Source organism: Candidatus Omnitrophota bacterium (assembly GCA_028716565.1).
GTDB lineage: Bacteria > Omnitrophota > Gorgyraeia > Pluralincolimonadales > Pluralincolimonadaceae > Pluralincolimonas.
On record JAQUPL010000004.1, the window covers coordinates 83,667 to 108,594 of the forward strand.

The 24,928-nt window shown below is 45.5% G+C and carries 18 protein-coding genes; 2 read left to right on the plus strand and 16 right to left on the minus strand.

Annotated features, from left to right (window positions below):
- Nucleotides 1-8 precede the first annotated feature (8 nt).
- From PHO67_05645 to asnB (PHO67_05675), 7 genes are read right to left on the minus strand one after another with little or no spacing between them, the layout of a single operon-like run.
- Entirely contained in the window at nt 9-1,163 is a 1,155-nt protein-coding gene (locus tag PHO67_05645; protein ID MDD5546619.1) for a glycosyltransferase family 4 protein, read from the minus strand.
- On the minus strand, nt 1,117-4,086 hold the full coding sequence (gene asnB, locus PHO67_05650; protein ID MDD5546620.1) for an asparagine synthase (glutamine-hydrolyzing): 2,970 nt from the start codon (nt 4,084-4,086) through the stop codon (nt 1,117-1,119). Before asnB (PHO67_05650) ends, PHO67_05645 begins: the two co-directional genes overlap by 47 nt.
- Nucleotides 4,062-5,075, minus strand: a complete 1,014-nt coding sequence (locus tag PHO67_05655) for a glycosyltransferase family 9 protein (protein MDD5546621.1) — start codon at nt 5,073-5,075, stop codon at nt 4,062-4,064. The genes asnB (PHO67_05650) and PHO67_05655 overlap by 25 nt, the downstream gene beginning before the upstream one ends.
- 13 nt (nt 5,076-5,088) lie before the next feature.
- Nucleotides 5,089-5,925 carry a class I SAM-dependent methyltransferase gene (locus PHO67_05660; protein MDD5546622.1) on the minus strand — a complete coding sequence of 279 codons (837 nt, stop codon included), beginning with the start codon at nt 5,923-5,925 and terminating at the stop codon, nt 5,089-5,091.
- Between the two features lie 10 nt (nt 5,926-5,935).
- Entirely contained in the window at nt 5,936-8,068 is a 2,133-nt protein-coding gene (locus PHO67_05665; GenBank protein MDD5546623.1) for a glycosyltransferase, read from the minus strand.
- Nucleotides 8,065-8,841 (minus strand): class I SAM-dependent methyltransferase, encoded by a 777-nt coding sequence (locus PHO67_05670; GenBank protein MDD5546624.1) that lies wholly within the window; start codon nt 8,839-8,841, stop codon nt 8,065-8,067. The genes PHO67_05665 and PHO67_05670 overlap by 4 nt, the downstream gene beginning before the upstream one ends.
- Nucleotides 8,831-10,729: an asparagine synthase (glutamine-hydrolyzing) gene (gene asnB / locus PHO67_05675; GenBank protein ID MDD5546625.1), complete on the minus strand. Its 1,899-nt coding sequence runs from the start codon at nt 10,727-10,729 to the stop codon at nt 8,831-8,833. Before asnB (PHO67_05675) ends, PHO67_05670 begins: the two co-directional genes overlap by 11 nt.
- 191 nt (nt 10,730-10,920) lie before the next feature.
- On the opposite strand from asnB (PHO67_05675), the gene PHO67_05680 reads away from it, so the two are divergent.
- Nucleotides 10,921-12,207: a radical SAM protein gene (locus tag PHO67_05680; GenBank protein MDD5546626.1), complete on the plus strand. Its 1,287-nt coding sequence runs from the start codon at nt 10,921-10,923 to the stop codon at nt 12,205-12,207.
- 24 nt (nt 12,208-12,231) lie between these two features.
- Here PHO67_05680 and PHO67_05685 read toward each other — a convergent pair whose 3' ends face one another.
- The 7 genes from PHO67_05685 to PHO67_05715 are packed head-to-tail and all read right to left on the minus strand — an operon-like array spanning nt 12,232 to nt 20,383.
- The gene (locus PHO67_05685) at nt 12,232-14,418 is read right to left on the minus strand and encodes a glycosyltransferase (protein MDD5546627.1); all 2,187 of its coding nucleotides are present in this window, start codon (nt 14,416-14,418) and stop codon (nt 12,232-12,234) included.
- Entirely contained in the window at nt 14,415-15,446 is a 1,032-nt protein-coding gene (locus tag PHO67_05690) for a glycosyltransferase (GenBank protein MDD5546628.1), read from the minus strand. The genes PHO67_05685 and PHO67_05690 overlap by 4 nt, the downstream gene beginning before the upstream one ends.
- Complete coding sequence (locus tag PHO67_05695; GenBank protein ID MDD5546629.1) at nt 15,446-16,405, minus strand: class I SAM-dependent methyltransferase; 960 nt, start codon at nt 16,403-16,405, stop codon at nt 15,446-15,448. Before PHO67_05695 ends, PHO67_05690 begins: the two co-directional genes overlap by 1 nt.
- Nucleotides 16,402-17,427, minus strand: a complete 1,026-nt coding sequence (locus PHO67_05700; GenBank protein ID MDD5546630.1) for a glycosyltransferase — start codon at nt 17,425-17,427, stop codon at nt 16,402-16,404. The genes PHO67_05695 and PHO67_05700 overlap by 4 nt, the downstream gene beginning before the upstream one ends.
- 7 nt (nt 17,428-17,434) lie before the next feature.
- Nucleotides 17,435-18,262, minus strand: coding sequence for a glycosyltransferase (locus PHO67_05705; GenBank protein MDD5546631.1), 828 nt, complete (start codon nt 18,260-18,262; stop codon nt 17,435-17,437).
- Nucleotides 18,262-19,416 (minus strand): glycosyltransferase, encoded by a 1,155-nt coding sequence (locus tag PHO67_05710; protein ID MDD5546632.1) that lies wholly within the window; start codon nt 19,414-19,416, stop codon nt 18,262-18,264. Before PHO67_05710 ends, PHO67_05705 begins: the two co-directional genes overlap by 1 nt.
- Nucleotides 19,417-19,429: 13 nt before the next feature.
- Nucleotides 19,430-20,383, minus strand: coding sequence for a glycosyltransferase family 2 protein (locus tag PHO67_05715; protein MDD5546633.1), 954 nt, complete (start codon nt 20,381-20,383; stop codon nt 19,430-19,432).
- A gap of 223 nt (nt 20,384-20,606) precedes the next feature.
- Between PHO67_05715 and PHO67_05720 the strand changes: the two genes are divergently transcribed.
- Entirely contained in the window at nt 20,607-22,007 is a 1,401-nt protein-coding gene (locus PHO67_05720) for a radical SAM protein (protein MDD5546634.1), read from the plus strand.
- 21 nt (nt 22,008-22,028) lie between these two features.
- Here the strand turns inward: PHO67_05720 and PHO67_05725 are convergent, their stop codons facing one another.
- Nucleotides 22,029-23,564, minus strand: a complete 1,536-nt coding sequence (locus tag PHO67_05725) for a flippase (GenBank protein ID MDD5546635.1) — start codon at nt 23,562-23,564, stop codon at nt 22,029-22,031.
- 6 nt (nt 23,565-23,570) lie between these two features.
- Complete coding sequence (locus tag PHO67_05730) at nt 23,571-24,851, minus strand: O-antigen ligase family protein (GenBank protein ID MDD5546636.1); 1,281 nt, start codon at nt 24,849-24,851, stop codon at nt 23,571-23,573.
- Nucleotides 24,852-24,928 lie beyond the last annotated feature (77 nt).

The following is a 24,928-nucleotide window of genomic DNA, read 5'->3' on the forward strand; positions in this document are numbered from 1 at the left end:
TGCGAAATTTATATGAGTTCTTCGTATAACGCCTCTATCTTTTCCACCATAGCTTTAGCGCTAAAAAACCGGTTGAGCTTATTTTTACCCGCCTTGCCCATCTCTTTGGCGCGAGCCTTATCTCTCAGTAAAGATATTATAGCTTGCGCCAGCGCGGCCGCATCTTTCGAAGGAACTAAGATCCCATTCACTCCATTCTCGACAATTTCAGATACCCCGCCGACATCCGTCGCGATTATCGGTATGGACAGGGCCATAGCCTCAAGCAGGCATCTTCCCATTCCTTCATTTAAAGAAGCCAGGACAAATATGTCCAACGCAGACAACGCCCTCGGGGCATCATTCGTTGCGCCGCGGAGAATGATATTCCGGGATAAAGAAAGCTCCTTGATCCTGTTTTCTATCGCGCGCCTTTGCGCTCCATCGCCCGTTATTATAACTTTTAAATCCGGAAAGATCCTGATGACCTGAGGTATCGCTTCGATAAAATACATGTTCCCTTTTACCGGCTCGAGCCTCGTTATGGTCCCTATTACCGGCCCGTTTGGCGGGATGCCGAGCGATTCCCTCGTCCGCGCAGGGTCATAGTTCGAGTCTATGAACTTTTCCAATTCTACTCCGCTATAAATAGGCACGAATTTATCGGCCTTCGATATCCTGAATCTAACGTGCTCGTCTTTCCCTCTTTGGGTCAACGTGATTATCCTGTCGGTGATACGCGCCGTGAGCCGCTCCAAAATGATGAACAACCTGTTCCTTGCCGGGCCAAAATAACCATAGAAGATATGGCCATGCGGGGTGTGGATTATGGCCTTGACGCCGGCTAACTTCGCTGCCCACCTGCCCAGGATGCCTGCTTTTGACGTATGGGTGTGGACTATGTCGAAATTCCCTTTCTTTATTATTGCGCATAATTTCAAAAAGGCGATCAGGTCGCTCCAGGGGGCTACCTGTCTTACTAGCCGGGGGACTACCCGGTAATTTATCCCGTTATCGGACAAAGCCCTTCTTACCCGGCCATCGGGGTCGTTAGTCTTCCCGAAGACCAAGGTTACATCAAACCTTCCCTTATCCAGGCCGGAGGCGGTCAACAGGGTATTCTCCGAAGAACCGCCTTTATCTAAGCGCGTAATTACATGAAGGACTTTTAATCTTTTTTTCATTTAATACTCTCTCCGCCGCTATCAGGACATCTTCAGGCGCAATGCGCTCCATACAGCCCTTATCGGCGCAATCATTCTCATAGCAAGGCCGTTTACAACCGGCGTATTTCCTTACGATCGCAAATTTACCGCTCTCGGCGTAAGGCCGGAACTTATGGACGTCCGACGGTCCGAACAAAGCCACCATGGGCGTGCCTATGGCCGCGGCGATATGCATGACCCCGGTATCATTTGTGATGAAAAGGTCGAACCTTTTAAGGATGGCGGCAAATTGTTTTAAATTAAATTCACCGGCGCCGGGCGTAAAAATTATCTTTGCCCCGTATCTTAATTTTAATTCTTTTGCCAGAATATCCCAATTTTCATCCGGCCAGCGCCTGCTCGGCCTTTTAGCGTCTTTATGGAGCCCGAACAACAGGTCCCCATCGGAAATATCACGCGACTTAAGGTAATCATGGGCGAAATCTATCTCATCTTTTTCAAGCGGTATCTCCGTGCCTTTCCCGTCCGCCTTGCCGCCTAAAAATCTCGGGATGTCCAGCATCGACTCAACCGTATGCCTTTTTTGCCGGCCGCTTTCAAAAATTTTACGATTTAAGAAGAAGCCTAATCCCCCGGTATTTCGTCCGACCTTATATTTTCCTCCCACAAACCAGAAAATAGATGCCATTTTAATGGTGCCGAGAAGCGAACCTATCTCGTAAAGGTTGATCAGCATATCGTATTTGACTTTCCTTAAGCTTATCAACAACCTTAAGGCATCTTTTATATTCGGTTTTTCCGCATCTAAGGTCAAGATCTCGTTCACATCCAAGCTGCCCCTGAGGATGCCGGCGGAACGGGGGACCGTAAGAAATGAGATAAAGGCCGACGGAAATCTCTTTCTCAATGCCCTCAAGGCAGGGGTCGACATCACAACGTCTCCTATGCCCGCTAAGTTTATGACAAGGATCTTTTTGACGTCCTTAAAACCGTCCTTTACAGGCTCGGGGAAACGCCTCCCCGCGGTTGAGGCGATCTCTTCAACCGCCATATCCATATCTTTATTTAGCCGGCAATCCTTGTCTATATATATCCTGTGCCACATCTCCAGATTCATAAGCGCCCAGATCCTGTCGGTGAAATTCCGTTTCCCGGAGTAATGCTGATCCAGGATCTGGCGGATATATTCGTAATTGAAATAGCCGCGCTTCTCGATCTGCCGCCTGGACAAGAGATCTTCTGCCATGCCTTTCAGGTCCTGTTTTATCCATCTGCCTATGGGGATCATAAAACCTTGTTTTCGCCGGGCCAGGATCTCCCGGGGCAGCAGATCCCTGAAGGACTTCTTTAACAGGTATTTTAATTTAAGCCCTTTGAGTTTTAATCCGTAAGGGATCGAGGCGGCAAACTCCATCACTTTGTGGTCGCAATATGGCACTCGCAATTCCAGCGAATTCGCCATGCTCATTTTATCAGCCATAAAGAGCAGATCGTCGGCGAGATAGGTTTTTATATCAAAACAAAAGATCCTTTCCATCGATCTGTCCCCGCCGAAATAATCCGACTTATCCTTAACCGGGTCGGCATCCTTCAATTTTGCGATAAAACCTGCCGTGTAGAGTTTGTTCATCTCGTCCGGCCGCAGGAAAGTCACCCAATCGAGATACCTCGCTTCAAAAGACAGGAGCCCGCCCCTGGCGAACCTCCGCGCCCAGCCAAAAAGATCCCTGTTCTGTGTGCTCTCGGGAAACAGGGATGCCGCTTTATACGCCGCCTTTCTAATAATGTCCGGCAGGCGTTGATAATATTCGGAAATATAAGCGCCTAAATACCTGGGATATCCCCCAAAGGCCTCATCTCCGCCGATGCCGCTTAAGGCGACCGTTATGTCTTTCCTCGCTAATTGTGAAATTAAAAAAGTGGGGATCGCGGATGAATCCGCGAATGGCTCATCGAAATGCCAGGCAAGTTTCGGCAGGAGCCCGATCTCATTCGGCTCGACAATAAACTCCCTATGCTCCGTGCCGAAGCATTCACTGACCAGGCGGGCATATTTCAGCTCGTTATAATCTTCATCTTTTCTTCCGTATCCGATACTAAAAGTCTTTATCGGTTGATTTGTCAGGCCCGCCATAACGCTTACTAAAACGCTCGAATCCACTCCTCCGCTTAAAAAGACCCCCAAAGGCACATCGCTTATTAAATGTAACTTTACCGCCTCTTGCAATAGATCATATATCTTGTCGAGATAAAAGATCTCGTTTTTCTCTTCATTTACGTTCGGTTCCAAGTCCCAATATTTTTCTGTCGAATAATTGCCGTTCCTGAACCTTAAGATATGCCCTGCCGGCAACTTAAAAACAGAATTAAAAATAGTCAAAGGCGCCGGCACATAAAGAAAGATCAAGAAATTATGTATCGCCTCATGATTTATCTCTTTCTTGATCACATCTGCCTCCAATAAGGCCTTGAGTTCTGAGGCAAAATACAAAACTCCGTCAACAGATGTATAATAAAGCGGTTTTATCCCGATCCTGTCCCTCGCCAAAAATAAGTTCTTATTTTTTTTATCCCAGATAGCGAAGGCGAACATCCCTCTTAAATGCTTTACGCAATCCTCGCCGTATTCCTCATAGAGGTGTACGATCACCTCGCCGTCTGTCTTTGTATAAAATTTATGCCCCTTCGCCTCAAGGGAATACCGTAACTCTTGAAAATTATATATCTCGCCGTTATAAACGAGCCAAAGCGCCTGATCCTCATCGTGTATCGGCTGTTGCCCGCATTCTAATCCGATTATCTTTAATCTTCGCACGCCCAATGAGACATTATCATCCAAATAGGCGCCGCTTTCATCGGGGCCGCGATAAAATGTGGCCGCGCCCATGCGCTCCAAAAGCGAAGGATCCCGGATCCCTATCGCGCCGTAGATTCCGCACATTTATTCTTCACCAAAATTTTCATCTGCCTGTCAACCGCATCTAACATCTCCTCTACTGTAATTAATTCCATACATTCGTGCGTCTTGCAAAAACCTTTTTCGCATGGGCTGCAAGGCAGGTCCTTCCGCAGGACAATGTGATTTTCTCCGACAGGGCGCCACCGCCAGGGTAAAGTCGGCCCCATAGTCGATACCGTGGGCACCCCTAATGCGCAGGCGATATGCAAAGGGCCGGAATTATTACAGACCAAAAGTTGGCACCGCTGGATCAGCGCCATTAAATGCTCCAAAGAGATGTCTTTTACGACAATAGCTTTTACCTTCATCGATCCCGTGGCCCTTTCGACCAGATCCCTTTCTTCCGGCCCCCCGATAAGGACCACCTTCGCAGGGTATCTTTTGATTATTTCATCGGAGAGTCCGGCGGCTCTCTCCGCCGGCCAGCGTTGCGATGGATAATACCCTCCAAGATGGATGCCGACTAAAATTTCGCCCTGATCAATGCCCTGCGATGATAAAAGATCCTTAACAAATGCCGAATCCTGCGGGGCGACATGAAGTTGAGGCTTCTCCCCGCCGGGCACTATTCCCAGCTTTCTTATGACGTCCATATTATTTTCAACGAGATGTTTCTTCTCTTTGCCGTGTCCGGCCTTTATATTGAAAAATATGCCCCTGCCCGCGATATCGTAGCCTGCCCGATAAGGGGCCCCGCTCAAATAAGCCAATAAGGCGCTTTTATAATCCCAAGCCATGATCAGGTCGACGGCTAGATCGAACTTCCTATCCCGTAATCCCCCGATGAACTTAAGATCCCAAAAGGGCTTGCAGCCGATAACCTCATTTATGGCGGGATCGTTCATAAGTAAGTCCCTGTATTCCTCCTTGACCATCACCGCGATGTGCGCTTCCGGAAAAGATTTCCTCACCGCTTTGATCGCCGGCGTAGAAAGCGCTATATCTCCTATGCGGTCTAGCCGCAGGATCAAGATCTTTTTGATCCTATTTTTTTGCGTAAGCAACGATAACCTCGTTTTTGCCTAACAAACCCCTGAATCGCATCAAAGGTTTCCTGATCATGGACAAAAAAGGCAGATGCTTTACCAAATAACCTTTAACTCGGTATTTTTTCAGCATCCCGCCCAGGTCCGTCCCCGACGGCCTTTGTTCTAAATTTAAAACGGTAAATCCTGAATTTTCCAACAAGCGGGTTAATGTACGGCTCGAAAAGTTATAGAGGTGTTCGCGACGTAAAACATCATTTAATTTATCGGCCTTAAATTTAAAATAATAATCAATATTAGGGGTCTCAAGGGCTAATACGCCCCCTTTTTTCAACGCGCGATAAACTTTCTTCAGGGCCTCTGAGGGGCGCCGTAAATGTTCTATCACGTGCCACATCGTGATCACGTCGAAGGAGTCGCTCTCCAGATCCGCGTCCTCGATCGAGTCCGTAAGCACATCTACGCCGGCAGCCCGGGCCATATCCGCCGACAACGGTGAAAATTCTATCCCGGATACTCGCCATTTCCTCTCTTTAGCCGATTGCAAAAAAAATCCGACGCCGCAGCCAATGTCTAATAGCCTGCCTTCGTCTTTAAATTTTTTTATCGCGTCCAATCGCTCTTTAAAGCGGCACTTATACAACCTCTCTTCTTCATAATGGCCCTTTAGATCCGAGTAATAGTTGATATAGTATTCACTTAACCACGACTTATCCGGCCTCGGGTTCATATATACCAAGCCGCACCCCTGGCATTGGACGACATTAAATTTATCCGAGCTTACTATATTTTTCGTCCCGTTGATCCCGCATATATCGCAGTTGACTTCTTCCATTATCTATACCTTATAATTTACCGCTCTTTTTAATCACCCACAAAAAATTAGCGCTTAAAAGGTCGTTAAGCAAGGGCGTAGCCGCCAAATATGGCCGTGTAATATCGACACGATACCTCTTAAAGATAAGGTTGTTCCTTCTTAACAGGCCTTCAAACCTGAACCTGTCAATTAGACCGAAATGGAGCCTTGTGTTATCGTAAAGATAATTTTCCGCCCTGAACGCACGCAAAAGACGCCGCTTCAAATGTCCAAAAAACTCCCTTATCCCGTTGGGCGTATAGATTATCAGCGTTCCTCCGGTTTTTAGGACCCGGCGCGCTTCTTTAATCAACTTTTCCTTGTCGAAATGGGTTATATGTTCGATAAAATCAGCCGCCACGATTTTGTCAAAAAATCCGTCATCGAAAGGCAGGGCGCCGTTTGTGACGTCGCGGACCAGGAATGTCGCCTTATCCTTAAAGTTATAACGGCTGGAAAGCCGGGCGGCGGCTTCTATCGATTTATTTGAATAGTCGACCCCCCAAGCCGCAGCTCCCGCCAGCGCTGAATGGTAAACAAGGGCGCCGGCCCCGCAGCCTAAATCCAATATCTTTTCGCCGGCGGCGGCGTTTAAACTTTGCAAGATCATCTCCAGCCTCTTCTTCCTTTCGGGATCCCTGGGATCATAATATTCGCCGATCAACGACTCCGGCGTCTGTATCGATATGCGCTCATCGTAATCTTTGCCGGTTACCGCCTTTTCCCTTATTTGCCTTTTGATGGTTTCGAGATCCCGGTATAAGCGGGACCCCTTTAAAATCTTTTTGGAGATCAGGAAAGTCGAAAAATTTTCTATCAAAAAATTGTTCCTGTCCTTAAGGAAACTATCGGTTGACCGGAAGTTTATACTTCCTCCGGCAAGGTAATCCGCGAATTCATTCAACTGCTTCCGATGCTCCGGCTGGATTGCGAAAACATTCCGGTCGCCCCAAAGCGAATCCAAGAATAGATCCGCGTATTGTTTTATTGCGCCTATTTCATACCCTTGAAGCAATTCCCGGTAAATCCCTTCGATCTTTTTTATCTGATTCTTCAGATCGAATGATTCTTCGACCGTCTTTCTGCCGGCCTCTCCCAGGGTCGCGGATCTCGCTTTATCCCTTAACAGGCCTGATATCGTCTTAGCCAGCGTCTCCGGCTCACCGACAGGGATTAAAAACCCATTCACCCCGTCTTTGATTATCTCAGGTATCCCGCCGGCATTAGTTGCGACAACCGGCACTTTCAATGCCATCGCTTCCACCACTACCCTTCCGAATCCCTCCCTCTCCGGGCAATGGACTAACAATGCCAGGGAATCCAATATCCCGGCTATATCATCCCGGAATCCCAGGAAATAAACCGACGACGAGATCTTTAACCTATCCGCCAACCTGATCAATTCGCCTTTATATACGCCGCTGCCATGTTCTTCCCCTACGATCAAAAATTTAACCTGAGGTGATCTCCTGATCACTTTAGAAGCCGCTTCTAAAAAATATTTTTGGCCTTTTTTCGGGCTTAATTCTCCGACTATGCCGACTAAAGGATCATTTTCACCGAAGCCGAATTCGGCAACTGACTTGTTTTTCCTTTCGCCGGGTTTGAACTCTTCCAGATTTATCCCGTTATATATGACCGTGACCTTATCTGAGCTTCCCCGCCAATTCGCGAATTTTTTGCCGACAGCCCTTGAATTCACGATTATCTTATGAGCGAAAGCATACGCCGCCTTTTCGGCGACTCCCCCCGATTCCGGCACCCTTACATGCCAGACGAGAGGGATCTTGAGATACTTCGACACCGCGCCGCAATAGATCGCCGCCCTTAGGCCGTTTACGTGGATTAAGTCGATTTTGCGCTTTTTGACAAGCGCCGCCAATTTATTAAAAGTTAAAACCCAGGAGATGAAATTTATCGTCTTGAATGTGCCCATCGGCACGATTTCAACGGCGATCGAATGACTCCGGATCAAATCGACAAACTTGCCTTCCTCCGGGCAAACTATGACCGGATTGAAGCGCTCAAGATCTAACGACTTCGCCAGATCCATCAGGCTTCTCTGCCCGCCGCCTATCCAGTCGCCGAATATGTCTACATATAACACATTGAAGATTCTCATCTCTTCCTTAGGTAAAAGATTATATTTTCCGACCAATTTTTTCCGAAAGGCAGGAGATCCAAGACCATATCGAAAAACAGGACAAATAAAAATAAAGCCCTGTGGGGATCGATTTGATGCCCCCCGAAAAGCAGGCTTCCCCTGCATATTTTCTCGATTTTAAACCCTTCGCGCCTAAAGACCCCGACCCAATCATTCAAGCCGGACACCGAAATATGCCCGGCATCCGAAGTATCCCCAAGTTGAGCTTTTGGGGATTTCAAAAACCATAAGGATCTCCTGACTTTCATCATCGGATTGGACTCGTTCGGCGTGCTGATTACGGCCACCCCGTTATTTTTAAGGACCCTTTTTATTTCCTTGATCGCGTCCAACGGCCGGGTTAAATGCTCTATTACCTCGGAACAGATCGCTAAGTCGCATGAGGAATCTTTTAGTTCCAGTTTAGTTATATCCCCGACGCTGAATTCTACATTACCGTCTCCCCTGAAATCCTTCCGCGCCTCACAAAACTCTATCTTTTCGGCGTTTTTATCTACCCCGCTGAATGTTAAACCGTATTCGGCGCCGTATTTGGAGTTCAGGTAAAAGATATCGTCGCCCACGCCGCATCCCAGATCGAGGATATTTTTTATATTCCGGCTTCTTAATTCCCGGCGCACGATATCGCAAATCACCCTGTTCTTCTTCCACCAAAAATAGAGCCGCGAATAACTTAAGAAATCGGGGCTCTCTTTAGCCAATATCTCTTGTTTGCGCGAATTATCCGGCATAGTCTTTTTTCTCGATGAATATTTTATGCCATATCTCAAAATTCGTAAGCGCCCATAAGTGGCCGGCATAATTTACGCTTCCGTTCCGGTGGTCCGTCAGCATCTGCTTAATAAAACCCGTATTAAAATATTCTCCGACCGCCGACTCTTTGCTTAACAGCGTCCGCTCGATAAAGCCGCTCAGGTCTTTGCCTATCCATTTCTTTAACGGGACCGAAAAACCCTGTTTTTTCCGGTTCAATATCTCCTCCGGCAACAATCCTTCCATGGCCTTCTTAAAGATATATTTTCCTTCTCCCCGTTTCAGCTTCAATCCGGCGGGGATCGTTGCGGTAAACTCCAAAAATTTATGGTCTAAAAAAGGCGAACGCACTTCGAGCGAATTAGCCATCGAGGCGATATCCATCTTTACCAATAGATCTCCCGGAAGGTAATTTTTGATATCCACGTAGAGATGCTTGTCCAATACGCCCAGGTCCCCGGCGCCTTTGAGGCATTCGAGCAATAGACCATACTCGCGTTCTTTCCTCGATCCTTTTTTTAGCCTTTCATTATAAAGTTGCGATTTTAATTCCTCGTTAAAATATGATACCCATTCTCCGTATCGTTGAACGGGATCCAACCTGCCGTACTTCATCGCTTTTTTAAGGCGCCTTAACAGGACGGACCTGCTCCTCGCAAAACCCATCGCTTTAAATAAGGAGTCGTTTAAGGCGAATAAAAACCTCGGAAAGGCGTTAAACGGCGCGAAATAAGAATGGATGTTGTACCAGCCGTAGCCGGCAAAATTCTCGTCCCCGCCATCGCCGGAGAGCGCGACGGTCACGAACTCCCTCGACAATTTTGCCAAATAAAAAGTCGGGATACAAGATGCGTCCGCAAACGGCTCGCCGTAATGCGAGATCAATTCCGGCAGGATCTCCGCCGCTTCAGGTTTTACGATAAATTCGCGGTGCTCTGTATTAAAGCGTTTTGCGATAAGGCGGGCGTATTCTAATTCGGAAAAATCGGCCTCTTCAAAACCAGCCGAAAAGGTCTTGACCGGGCCGCCTGAAAGCTGTGATGCCAAAGCGGTGACCGCGCTTGAATCTACCCCGCCGCTTAAAAGGACCCCCAGGGGCACATCGCTTACCAGGCGGATCTTTACTGCCTCCCTTAAGCGCTCCATGATCCGTTCTTCCCATTCGGCCTCCGTGAAATCACCCTTGGGCGTAAATTTCAGATCCCAGTATTCGTTTATGGTCATCTTCCCGTCTTCCCAGACCAGGATGCTGGCAGGAGGAAGTTTCCTTATTCCCTGAAAGATGGTCTTGGGGGCCGGAATATACTTATAGGTAAGGTAGAGATCCAAAGCCTCCGGATCCATGCGAGGGGACGTTCCGGAAACGGCCAGTATCGACTTGATCTCGGAGCCGAAGACCATCCTCCCGTTTTCCAAACGATAACACAAAGGTTTCTTCCCGACCCTGTCCCTTGCTAGGGTCAGTTTATCCCGTCTCTCATCCCAGATCGCAAAAGCGTACATCCCGCGAAGATGCTGCACGCAATTTTCGCCGTATTCTTCGTATAAATGGACCAATACCTCGGTATCCGACTTCGTGTAAAACTTATGCCCCTTTCCCTCTAACCCGTCCCTTAAATCCCGGAAATTATAGATCTCGCCGTTCATAACAACCCATATCTTTTTATCTTCATTATGGACCGGCTGATGCCCGGTAACCAGATCTATGACGCTTAAGCGCCTTATTCCCAGGCCGATCCTTCCGTTTGAATATAAGCCCTCGTCATCCGGTCCGCGATGCCTCAATTCATCGCACATCCTTTTGATCGAGTTTGGATCGACAGATCCGGACTTATTGAAATCTAAGATCCCGCATATGCCGCACATGGCTTATTTATTTAAACTTTCGGTAATCAGAATTACGGATGGGGGCCAATAGAATACTCCTTAGGTGATGATTATATCACAGGCGGTATCCGTATTCTAGGGCTTTGGCCTGACGGCCGATGGGCAAATTTCCTTGATTTTCATCTTCCCCATACTATAAAATGTAACCTGTTACTGCATGGAGTTACTTTATGAAAAGAACGATTAAAGTCTGTTTAATAAGCCCGCCTCAAATCAACAGTTTGGATGACAAGATAGATCCGCCTTTAGGGCTGTTGTACGTTGCCGCCTCGATAAGGGATATGGGCATCGAGGTAAGGGTCGCTGATCTGGCTTCACGGCCCTATGCGCAATGGGAAAAATTGATCGGTAAGGCGGATGTATACGGCATAGAAATTTATACCTGCAATTACCCCATTTCAAAACAAATAAAGAAGATCTGTAAAAAACTAAATCCTAAATCGAGGGTCGTAGCCGGCGGAGCCCACCCCACGGCCCTGCCTGAACAGTCATTAAGAGATTTTGATATCGTCATAAAAGGAGAGGCGGACCTGAGTATAAAGGAATGCCTGAAGGATATTATGGAAGGAAAACAAAAGGCCGTTTATGACTTTAACATACCGCAGGACCTGGATGAATTATCTTTCCCGGCCAGGGATCTAATTGATATAAAAAATTACCATAGGATCGTTGGGGGCAAGTTAGCGACTTCCATAATAACTTCTAGGGGATGCCCTTACAAATGCGCTTTCTGCAATAGTCCCATGACCTTTAAAAAGATGAGATACCGCTCCAATCGATCGGTCGTAGACGAGATAAAACTTATCATAAAACAATACGGTATCAGGAATTTTATCATTTATGACGATATTTTCACGTTAAATAGGACGCGGCTTTATCCTCTATTGGATGAGTTTAAAAAATTACGGATAAAATTCCGGTGCAACGGGAGGGCAGACCGGAATAATTACGAAGATTTCGTGAGATTAAAAGAAGCGGGATGCACGACTATCGCATTTGGGGCGGAATCCGGCAGCCAGGACCTTTTGGACAGGATAAACAAAAAATGCACGGTGAAACAGAACATTAAAGCTATAAAAGGTGCCAAAAGAGCCGGATTAATAACGAAAGTTTACCTTATAGTGGGTATACCCGGGGAAAATAAGGATACCATCCAAGAAACAAAGAGATTTATGGAAACGGCTGATCCCGATGAATATACCCTTTTTACTTTTATCCCCCTCCCGGGCAGCGATACCTGGGAACATAAAAAGAAATACGGGATCAGGCGCATCGTTAAGGTCTATAGTGAATTTTATAACATAGCCGGCCAGGGAGAAGGGGGTTTGGTCACTGAAACCGATTCCTACAATCTGGAAGAGCTTATGGAAATGAGGGAAGACCTGAAGGGTTTTCTGACCAAAAGGGGGTGGAGAGGCGACATCCAGGAGTATTTCAAAAGGATAAAGTGGCGGTGATCATCTAAATTCCGGACGATACCTTCATTTTGTGCTTAAATCCTTTATGATCTGCGCTAATTTTCCCGCGTTTCCCTTTAAAGAATATCTTTCAATGACCGTCCTCCTCCCCTCAAAAGAAAATCTTTCTCTTAAATTATCATCCGTGATCAACGCCTCCAATTTTTCGACCCATTCTTTCTCATCCGACGCCAAAAATCCGTTCTCTCCGTCCCTGATGATATGCCTATTTTCGCCGACCGCGCTGCCTATCGCCGGTATCCCAAGGCTCATATACAGAAGAAGTTTCAAGCCGCATTTACCCCTTTCGGCCTCCCCGTCGTAAAGGGGCATAATGCCGATATCAAATTTAGAGATGGCCCTCATCTCATCATCCAGGTCCCACGGTTGATATGTAATCTTGACGTTTTCGAATCCCGGAAGATTCCCCGCTTCGCTTTCCGGACCGATTATCTTTAGCTCGATATCGAATTTCTTGCCTAGTATCGAAAGAGGTTTCCGCAATAAACTCAGATATTTCAAATTTGAACCCGTTCCGCACCAGCCGATACGAAAGCCGTTCTTATCCTTTCCCGAATCCTGACCCGGCTTCCATTTATCGGTATCGATCGAGGTGGGGATCAAAAATACGTTTTTATTTAACTTCAAAGCATAATCCCTTAAATGATGGCTGCCGGCGATAACCATATCGCTAATCTCTATTATAGTTCTCGCCGGGTATTCAGGAGGGTTTAAATAGATCGCGTCGTCAAAATGAAATATTATTCTTCTCTTCAGGGTTCTTTTCGCAAAAAGATAGAGTCGGAATACCGCCCTATCGAAAAAACCTCTCCAAGGGATGCCGCGCTGGATGAATATTATGTCGCCCTTATTGCTGGTTAATATCACAAGGGACTTTTTAAGCAGGTTTTTAATAAGTAAATATTTTTCTCTGGCGTAATTAAGGGGTTTGCCGTAGGGGAAAACAGAGTGAGAAATGCAGGTCCTTATGCCTTCCCTGGTTAACGCCTCCGCTAAATAATAACAGTTATACCTGCTCGCGGGATTAGCCGTATTCCCTTCCGGGAAAAATATGATCTTATATTCAGTTTTGACCTTAAGTTTTTTGGCGACATAAAGATCGTAGAGTTCTTCTATTTTATTAATCATGATCCCGGCGCTGAATTTCTCGCGATATAACTTCTCGCTCTCCTCCGCCATTTTTTTCGCCCTAGGCGGGTCCTTCAACAGGGCAATGATCGCTTTTGCCATGGCACCGGGGTCTTTCGGAGGGATTAAAACCCCGTTTATCCCGTCAGAAACCGCTTCGACATTTCCGCCTATTTTGGTTGCGATTACAGGCAATCCGAATCCCATCGCCTCCGTTAAAGCGCTTGAAAAACCTTCCCTTTCCGCCGATGCCAAAACGAAGATATCCATAATCGATAAGGCGTCTTGCGGATCCATTAAAAAGCCCGTAAATACCACTTTATCCTTAATTTGAAGCGTATCCGCTAAACTTTCCAATTCCCGCCTCTGCACGCCGTCCCCGACGATCAAAAATTTTACATCATCAACCGCATTAACTACTGTGGCGGCTGCCCTGATCAAATGCTCTACCCCCTTGACCGGCTCGAGCCTCGCTACCGTACCTATGACTTTGTCGCCTTCTTTTATGCCCCATCCGGACCTTAGCGTAACTTCCGGATGAGAAGGAGGTTTTATCCTTCCGCCGTTACGGATCACGGTTATCTTCCCGGGATCTATCCTTTCCGTCCGTACTACAAACTCCCTTACCGCATCGGAGACGCAGATTATCTTGTCCGAAAATAAGGAAAGTACCCGTTCCGTCAACCGATGCTTAAATTTAAGGTCGTAATAAGTGCTCGAGATCTTCGTGAAGATTATCGGCACCCGGGCGATAACGGCTGCCAAACGGGCAAATGTGCTCGCGAAATAGCCGTGGGTATGGAGGATATCCACCCTGTCTTTCCGCATTAAACCGGCAAGTTTTAAAATATTTACCGGGTTATGATAGGTCCTTAAATTCAAGACCCTGACGTCGCAGCCGTTCCTGATCAGCTCATCCGCAATCGCCCCGCCTTCAGCGAGGCAATAGACCTTGACATCATATTTATCTTTATTTAAGCCCTGCGCAACGGTCGAAACCATCTTTTCGATGCCGCCGATGCGCAAATTTTCCACCGCCTGGACTACTGTTATCTTATTCATGTTTTCAAATACGAGAAAATTTCTTTCATCCTGTGGGTATAAGTATGTTTTTCCAGCACTTTTTTATGGCCGCTCTCCGAGATTTTCCTGCGTTCCTCGGGGTGGGTTAAATAATACTTGGCCAGGTCCCTTAATTCATCGCCGTCCTTAAAACAAACCAGGTCCTCCCCATCGGAAAATAAGGTTAAAATGTCTTTTTTCCTGTCCACTAATTGGAACGTCCCGCAGGCGAGGATCTCGAATGTCCGGGCGTTTGTCATCTGAATTTTATCGCTGCCGATTTTTTCTCCGTATTCGCCGAAATGGCCGATAGAATTTAAGGCGATCTTCGCGCTATTATATAATTTTACCCAATCGCCGGGAAGCAAGGGGCCGCCTCTCATGCATCTTCTTAGGCCGGACGATACCCCGGCTTCCTGGCGGCGTTTATCCCAGGTCCAGATACCAAACTGAAGATCTGCCAGGTTCCCGAAGAGGATTATCCTCTCCGGATATAAAGAGCCGATAAATACTATATCATCATTAAACCTGGCCTTATCCTTTTCATCCAATACCAGGGGTTTATGGATATCAGGCTCGCAAGCGAGCGGAAGCCATTTAACATGCGTAATTCCGTTTTCCAGATATTTTTCCAGAGCGTCTGTCCCGTTTACAAAAAAATAATCATACGCCTTAGCAACTTTTAAGCCGTAATCTAGTTCTTTAGGATAATCTACAAACCAATTAACTGCGATCAAACCTAAATTTTTCTTAATTTCAATGATCGTCTGCGGCAGTATGGTCTGCCCCTGGACAACGAATAGCATATCAGGCTTGAAGGACTTGGCTTGTTCATGGAGAAGCTTATTGATCCTATGCATGTCCCAGTCGTGTAAAGCCGGGAGCCTCTTCCTGATCTCAAAAGGCAAAAGGTAGTCCCTGAAGTCAAAGACCTGCACGCAATGGCCCAACTTCTTAAGAGCGAGTTCAATATATCCGCCATTCTCTATAAACCGTTTATTGGAAGAGGCGCATAACAATATCTTCATTATGGTATCTTTCTTGCGCAACAAACTATCACATCGCCCATGCCAAGGCTTGCCCCGGCTCCCCCAACGGCCTTAAACAATATCCGCTCGATGGAACGCATCAAGTACATCGGCAATTCAAGGATCAAAGGCCGCGCTGAAACCCCATTAAGGGTCTTTTCCTTTGCGATATGGCGCTGTTTTTGGGTATCAGAAAAAGGGTAGAGCCTCAAATCTCTCAATAAATACCTAAGGCTTTCCCCGTAAAGCCAGACAGAGGCCCCTTCTTGAAATGTGTCGATTGAAATTATCCTGTAACCCGCCCTTTCTAATAAAGACCTCAGCGAGCGCGGGGTAAATTGGGAGATATGGAATATGCCGGCTACCGCCAAATAATATCTGCCGAATATCTTCCTTTGGAAGCCTTCGAAATTAGGAACGGTGATGACAATGATCCCGTCCTGCTTCAATACTCTATGAATATGGATCAAGGTCTGATACGGCAATAACAGGTGTTCCAGAACATGGCGCAAATTCACGGCATCGAAGGACCCGTCGGGGAGCTTTGTCTCCTGAAGCGTGCCACAAAAGATATCAAGCCCAAACTTTTCTTTTGCGTGTGCCGCCATTTCATTATTTAACTCAACTCCGAAAGCGGACCATCCGGACTGTTTCATCCTGTTAAGGAAAAAGCCCCTGCCGCAGCCTATGTCCAAAATATTTCCCTTATCTTTAATGGATAAAATTTTCTTCACCTGGGGTGAATATGATCCGTCGTCTATTTCGCTAAAAAGCTGGTTTTGGACGTAAGATCCCAGCTTCTCCCGGCTTGGCAAGGGGTTGATAAACACGAGTCCGCAACTTTTACACTTTATAAGCTGCAGATTATCTTTAAAGTTGCGGCTTCCGTCCAAGAAATTACATATAAAATCAAAATTTTTGTTTCCGCAACCTATGCAATCTGCATATCCTGATGTCATATTTTCTGCTCCAAACAAGAAAAGACCTCTTTCATCCTATGGATATAGGTATGTCTTTCTAATACTTTTCGATGACCATTTTCAGAGATCCTTTTGCGTTCCTCAGGGCGGGCTAAATAATACTTAACCAATTCCTTGAGTTCATCATTATCTTTATAGCAGGCTAAATCCTCTCCATCGGAGAATAAAAAAGAGGAGATATCTTTTTTATAATCGACTATTTGAAATGCCTTACAACCAAGCGCTTCAAAAAAGCGCATATTAACTATATTATTCCCCGTAAGATAGGGAGGCATATTATATTGTCCGATATGATTAAATGTGATCTTTGACGCATTAAAAATTTTAACCCATTCCGAAGGAATAACAGCATCTCCTCTGACAAATCTCTTTAATGAAGACCTGTCTTGCAAATTCTTCCAACCCGGTCCCCAGATCGCCAGGTTAAAATCAACTAAATTTTCAAGCTGTTTGATCCTGTATCCGTACATACTGCCCACAAATACGATATCCGCCGCGTAAGTTTTTTGCTCCTCTTTTGTTAAATTAAAAGGGCGATGGATCTGAGGGTCGCAGGCAAAAGGAAGGCATTTCACGTTCTTATTTCCAATGTTTAAATGATATTGGACAGCATACGAGTCGGTCATAAAGAAATGGTCAAAGGCAGGCGCTAATGTCAAAGAAACTTCGAAATCCTTCGGAAAATCCTGGAACCAGTTTATCGTCGTCGGCCCAAATCTTCGTTTAATCGTTGATATCGTTTCCGGAAAAAGTGTATGCCCCTGAATTACAAATAAAATATCAGGCCTATATTCAGACGCCTTTCTGATCAAACTACGATTTAACCTGTTTAAATCCCATTTATTAAGAAAGGGGGTTCGATATCTTATGACACCAGGCACAATAAATCGACGAAAATCGAACTTCTCGCATCGATGCCCTAATGCATTTAGCGCCCTCTCCACGTATCCTCCCAATTCGATAAAGCGGGGATTACTGGAAGCGCAAAGTAATATCTTCATAGATTAATCACTTTTTGTTTCCTAGCAGCAATTTCATGGTCCTTATAAAGGGGCCTGCCCCGTAATCATTCATACCGATCCAGCGGCCGATCCCGCCTTTTACCGCCATCAAGATCAGATTCAAGCAGTTTAAGAAATTGGATGTATACCATAATCCGCAAGTTGTACATATTACTTTTTCTCTCCGGTGTTTCTTCAGGATCTTATTAAGAGTCGTATAGTATTCGTTATCGAGGGATCCGCTGGACAGGTGCCACACCGGCAAAGGCAGGACATAGGCCTTCAGGCCCGCCTTTTTTACCGATAAAGAATAGTCCACGCCGTATAGATGCCAGCCGCCGCAGGTCTTTTCGTCAAATTTAATGCCGGCAAAAACACTTCTTGGAACTATCAGTAGTTGTTCATCCAAGGTCTGCGCCTCTGCGGGCCCGCCAAAAGCATCTCCGTACACTTTTGGCTTCTTTTCAGGCCCCTGGTATACAAAACAAACCCGATTTTCAACGGGGATTGTGCCCACCTTAAAAGCGGCTGCGGTATTCGCTTTTCTCATACCGGCAATGCCGGCAACTCCCAGATCCGGGATTTCCTTCAAGAAAGACTCCGCCTTCTCCAGCCATTCCCCGGACATAAGGCAGACGTCCTGGTGCATAAAGATTATATAATCCCCGTTCGCGTTTCTGCCGCCGCGGTTAAGCCCTTCGGCAGCCGATTTGATCGTACCGGAGGTATTATCCACTTTTATCAGCTCAAAGCTCGAGGTTTGCTCTTTCAGGCCCCTGAGCAGATAATCGCTGAGGATCTTTTCATTATTATACGCGCAGACTATGGAAAACATTAATTAACATCTTTTTTACTAAGGGACGACTCATATAAGCCTTCAACCTTCCTTACCAAGACGCTTGAACTGAATTCTTCAAGGCATCTTTCCCTGCCCCTCCTGCCCATCTCCAGGGCTTTATTCCTGTCGGACAAAAGAGAGACTATCGCTTTGGCAAGCTCGGCGCTATTCCTTGGCGGCACCAAAATTCCCGTCTCGCCTTCAATAACGGCCTCCGGGATACCGTCGATCCCGGTCGCTACAACGGGTTTAGCCATATACATCGCCTCTAAAATTGCAACCGGCAAACCTTCCGATAAAGACGGTAAGATGAATATATCCATTAAACCCAATATCTCCTCTATGTTTAAACGAACATCCAGGAAGATGACTTTGGTTAAGACGCCGAGCGCCTTTGCTTGTTCGATAAGTTCCTCTTTTAACGGCAAGAACCTGCCTATCAATATAATTTTTATATTAGGAAATAAGGATACGATTTTAGGGATGGCGTCGATCAGATATCGATGTCCTTTGTCCGGGCCAAAATTCGCTATACAACCCATGACAATCTCATCGCTACCTAAACCCAATTCCTTGCGCAAGTCATTTCCATCCTTGCCGTACCGGGGATGGAATCTCTCTTCGTCTACGCAGTTCTGGATCGTTGACACCTTTGCCCTGTTAACATTGCAACTTGAAATAAATTGCTCCGTTAGAAATTTGGAGCACACGATATATTTATCGACAAAAAACTTGGAAATAATCATGTATCGCCATTTATATTTTTGGAACCACGTGAGATAGCTTTCCCCGGATATATGCGACATAACGACCGGGACTCCCGCCAATTTCGCCGCCATAGCCCCCAATATATCCACGTCAAATTGGAAGGTGTGGACGATCTTGATCTTGTTTTTTTTAAGGAGCATGGAGATCTTTATGATCGCCTTGAGCCTGTCCCATCTCGAAATTTTAATCCTATTCGGGCCTACGCATAAGACTTCTATCCCCTCTTTCTTCAGCAGATCCTCCAACGCGCCGCTCTGAAAAAAGTAAGCTACAATGGGGTTGAATCTCTCTTTATTTAACCCCTTGGCCAGCATATACAATGTCCATTCTGCCCCGCCCACATCAAGGGTCGGCGTAAAATATAAGACATTTATTTTAGCCATATTTGCCCTGTCGTTATGTTTTAAACCACCGGCGCATGTACTCATCGGTTGCCGTCTTTTTCCTTTGGATGATCCGCCGCTTTTTTATAACCGACGGAAGCAGCCTTATTATGCCAAGCCAGCTCTTAAGCAGATATCCTTCAGCAAATGCGGTTTTAGACCTGTAGTAATCATAAGTACAAACCTGGCGAAAATCTTTAACTATATTAAATAAAGAATCGTTCTTAAAAACCATCAGGTGCCAATTCCGATAATCAAAACAGCGTCCCAAGTGCTCTTGGAGGCTGCTTCCGCCGCGAACATGGTAGCTGACTGCTCGGGGCGTATAATAAGCTTTCCAGCCCCGAAGCTGAGCTCGCCATCCTAAATCCACATCTTCATAATATAAAAAAAATGATTCATCAAGATATTCCCCGTCTATTGAAATATCCTCCAGCATCAGCATTTTATATAGTCCGCAGGCGGCGCAGACGCCGAATACATATCCGCAAGTATCATATTGCCCTTTATCCTCTTCGTCCCCTCCCCTGTCGGAAAAACGCCTATACCTGCTACCCGTATGGCCTGTCGAATCTATCACCTTTTTGCCGCTTTCAGGCGCCTGCTTTAATATCTTACCCGTTACCAGGCCTATTCTTTCGTCTGACTTAGCGGCTTTTACTACTTCCCGCAAAAAATCCGGTTCCATAATTGCATCCGTATTCAATAATAATATGAATTCTCCTTTTGAGCATTTGATCCCCTGGTTGTTGGCTTTGCTGAATCCGGCGTTTGCAGAATTGCGGATCAGCCGGATCCGGGGTGAATAACTTTCGATCAACCGGTCGGAACCATCCGTTGAGCCGTTATCTACCACTATAACTTCGAAGTCCCTATAGGTCTGCTTAAATACGGCTTCGAGGCATTGAATTATATATTTTTTGCCGTTCCAGTTGACGATAACTATAGAAACCAGGTCTTTTTGCATAAGTATCATGGGCTTAATGCAGGTTTGCTCTTTAGTGCCGGATGGGGCATTGTTTTCGTTAATATTTTTACTTCTCAGATTATACTTCTTCCTGCGTTCCAGCGTCAATCTTTCTTTTCCTAAGCTTGTTGATGCCGATATAATATGATAAAATAGGCTATGTTCTTGTTAATGTCGGAAATTTAATGTGGCTGATTTAATCGCTAGTTATTCAAATAATATTATGAACAATAAAATAAAATCCCGGATCACGCTCATTTACCCCGGAATAGGCATTTTCGGATTCGGTCAGGCCGGAAAAAGCGCCAGCGGTGAGATCAATTGGATACATCATGGTCTAGCGTCCATCGGCGCCTATATCAAAAGCAAAGGCTATGATGTCAAACTTATCGATATGAGAACATTGAATTCCTGGGAAGATTTCAAAAGAACCGTTGAAAATTTAAATGCGGACATAATCGGTATCTCTATCTCAAATCTTGATTATAAGGTAGCGATGAGAGCCGTAGAGATCATAAAAGGCTTGAAACCCTCAGCCAAAATAATTGCCGGCGGCTTAAATCCGACGATCTTTCCCGAAAGTTACAAAAATAACCAAAAAATAGATTATATCGTTACGGGGGAAGGCGAAATTACCTTCACAAAAATAGTCCAGGGATTAGAAAATAATGCGGATTTGCCGAAATTCAACAAAGGAGAAGTCCCGGACCTGGATGAATTGCCCTGGGCTGACCGGAATTTATTCGATTATTCCAGAGAGATGAACTGCCACTTTACGCCGGACCAAGCGCTTCCCCATGTTACAATGATCGCCGGCCGCGGGTGCCCGTATCAATGCGCCTACTGCCAACCGGCGGAAAATCTGACTTATGGCAGGCCCCACCGAATGATAAGTCCTCAAAATGTCATAGCAGAAATAAGGTCGCTAAAAAATGAATTTGACTTCAAAAGCATAACTTTTTGGGATGACACCTTCACCGTAAATCCGGAATGGACCCTTGAATTCTGCGATCTTTACGAAAAAGAAAAGTTCGGGGTAGCTATTACTGCCTGCAACAGGGCTGACATTATTTGCAGAAATGAAAACATAGTAAAACGCTTAAGCGAAATCGGCGTTGATTGTTTCGTGATAGGCTTCGAAAGCGGCAGCCAAAGAATCCTAGATCTCCTTAAAAAAGGGACTACCGTTGAACAAAATTATAAGGCCGCAAGTATCTGCAAAAAACACGGCATAAAAATATTTGCGACTTTTATGCTCGGGCTTCCCACCGAGACCAAAGAAGAACAATCGGCGACCGCCAAAATGATAATGAAGATAAAACCGGACTACATCAGCCCCTTTTATTTTGTGCCCATAAAGGGGACGGAGATCTATGATCTATGCAGGGAAAAAGATCTTATACTCCCGGATTTGACCGATCCCTTTGCCATAGAAAGAACCGGAGTGTACAGGCCAACGATCAAGAATATAGACTATAAATTTTTAGACAGGTTAAAATTAAGGATCTTTTATAAAAAATTAGCATTACAGTTGATAAAAGAGTGCCTCAGGGACCCCTCGAAGATCGTTCCTACCATAATTAAAATAATAAAAAAGCTGATCTATTGGAGCGAACCGGCTTAATAAACTAACCGCTGCGCTTCTTTATCGAACTGCGGTATGGATTGGGCCATGTTTACTTACCAGTCTCTTATCGAAATCGTCCAAGTAATTCACTAGCCATATGACCACGCTAAAAATCACAAAATATAAGGATCCCGCCCCGATGAAACCAAGCCATCCCGTCTGTCCCGTCTGTTTAATCAGGATATAAACGGCTAAAAGGGCCGCGATACACGCCATAAGAGGTTTAGGCAATATTTTTCCGCTGAACTTCCAGAGGGGTATATTCATGACCTTGTGAGCCGCAAAAATAAAATAAATAGCTGCGATAATCATGGAGACTGCCGTCCCGATAACTACGCCAAAGTAACCTATTTTAACCACTAATAAAATGCTCAAGGTTAACTTGAGAAAAGTAGAAAGGATCGAGCTCCTCATCCCATATTGAGGCTTTCCTAAACCATTTAAAATAAAAAAACCGGGCCCCGTTATCATGTTAAAAAAATAACCTACTATAAGGATTTGCAGCGTTAAAGCGGTCATTTCATATCCTTTACCTAACCATAATGCTATAAAGGGGTTGGCCAATAGGATCGCTGCTACCGACATCGGAAGTCCGATTAGAATAACGTATTTCATCGAGCGGAAGTATAATTTATGCAGCGTTTCCTTATCGTCCCTTGCATCCAGTTCTGAAGCGGCGGGGAAAACCGCTGAAACCAACAGCAGGGGTAATTCTCTTATCTTAGAGGCCAATTGCGCGGCGACAGAATAGTAAGTAACAAATCCTAAATTCAAGAAATACACCAATATAAACTTGTCTATCTGAAAATGAAGCATGCCGGCAATCGCCGATACCTGCATCTTATATCCAAATCCAAACAGCTTCCTGAATATCGCCCTGCTAAACAACAAAGGATTGAATCTTAACTCGGGCAATATCTTGAAAGCGATGGCTATGCCGATCACGCTGCTTATAACAAAAAAAATGGCCATATTGACCATTAATCCCGGCAGGCCATACCCTTTTTCCAGGAAAAAAATTGTCCCGGCAGCGCTCGGTATCGAGAGTGATATCGCCACTTTATTTGTAATATCCATCCTCTGCAAGCCGCCTTGGATCGCCAGAAAGGGGCTTAAAGCGTTGGTAACACCAAAGAGGACGATCCCGAGTAAAAAGACAAATAACGCCTCATTGTACAGATGGGTGGGGATCTTAAAAAGGGCAAGCAGCGGGTTAATAATAAAAAAGGTTGAAATAATAATGAATATCGCAAATATGGAATAAAAAACAAAGCCTGTGTTAACGACCTGATTTATTTTTTCATAATCTTTTTTCGCATAAAACTCAGCGATGTATTTTACAAAGGAGCTGCCGATCCCAAAATCAAACAAACTAAAATAACCGGTTATCGCCCCTACGATCGCCAGTATCCCGAATCTCTCGATACCGATATGGTGGATAATGTAGGGGGTCAAAAATAAAGCAATTAAAATCCCCCAAAAATCACCGGCGGCATTAAAAACGGTATTCCTGATTATCTTTTGCGATAGACTCTGTTTTGTTTTAGCCGCCATTTATCTTCAGCTTGCTTTTTCCTCGGACAGACGGGGTAACACCATGACCATAGCCGTCAAAAACCAGAAGGGCTCCATTATGCGCACTATGATAAAACTATTTGCCGTCAACGCCTGGACCATAAGCCCCATCAAACAAACGAGCAAGCCCAAACTTAAGCCCCTGTAAAAACCATCCTTCATATTTTGAAAATTCCAGTATGCCTGGCGGAAGATAGTCGATAGGATCCAGAAGAAAACCGCTATGCCAAGCAAACCGATCTCGCCCAACATAAGAAAATAGTTGCTGTCGATAAACCCAACGCCCGTTACGCCCCACCCGAAGAAAGGCTTCTTGGGAAGCCTGTCGGTTATGATCCATTCCCAACTTACTATCCTCAACATAGCCGACCCCTCTAAAGTTACCGGTAATTTTTTTCCGGCCACTTCATATTCCTTGGTTATAGAATCCGGTACAAAGGTCTCCTCTATTCTATGTTTTACGAAATCGGGTAAAACTATCGGCAGCGCTAAAATAACGGCGGTCAAAAGGACCACGAGAATAGGGCTCTTCTGTTTGTGCAGCACGGTAAGCGCGATCGCCATCGGCGGTAATCCTATCCAGGCGCCTCTTGAAAGCGTGTGGAAAAAAGGCAGAAGAGTAAAAAGGAACAAGCCGAAAAGTAACAGGCGCGAGCTAAACCGTTTCAAGCATAAGACCAGCCCCCAGCACAGGGCCATTATTATCAACAGGTATCCGGAAAGGGTATTCGGCTCGGACTCCCCCTCAAACGGCGCTGAAACCCTCGCTTCCGTTCCGAACTGGGTCCAGGCGTAGATACAGATTATAAACGCGGTCAATAAAAACACAAAGGTAAACGCCTTTAGCTGTTCCCTGCTTTTAATAATATTGGAGATCATGTAATATAACAAAAAATACTCAAAATATTTCAATAAATAAAAGAGGCTTTTGACCGGGATGATCCAGCCGCCGGCGATGCCCCACGCCGTCGAAAGAATAGAAATTGTCACATAAACCGCTATCGGCAGGTTCAGGGGGGTATTTTTCAACAGGCCTAATTGCTTATTCATGGCCATTTTTGCCAGCCAGGTCAAGAAGACCACGCAGAGTAGTATATCGTCGATCCTGATGACTACGGCCTGGCGGGGGACCTGCGCTACCTCTAATTCGGGAGAAAGGAGCATGGAAAAGAGAAGCAATATTACCGCGGCATCGGTATTTACCAGGACGAGAATGCCGGCGAATAGACAAATCAACGCTATGGATGGAATGAGAAATTCACCCAATCAAAAATACCCCCCTTTATTCCTCAAGGATATTTTATGCGGAAAATGAGGCCGCCTGAGGATGAAAACCGGTATAA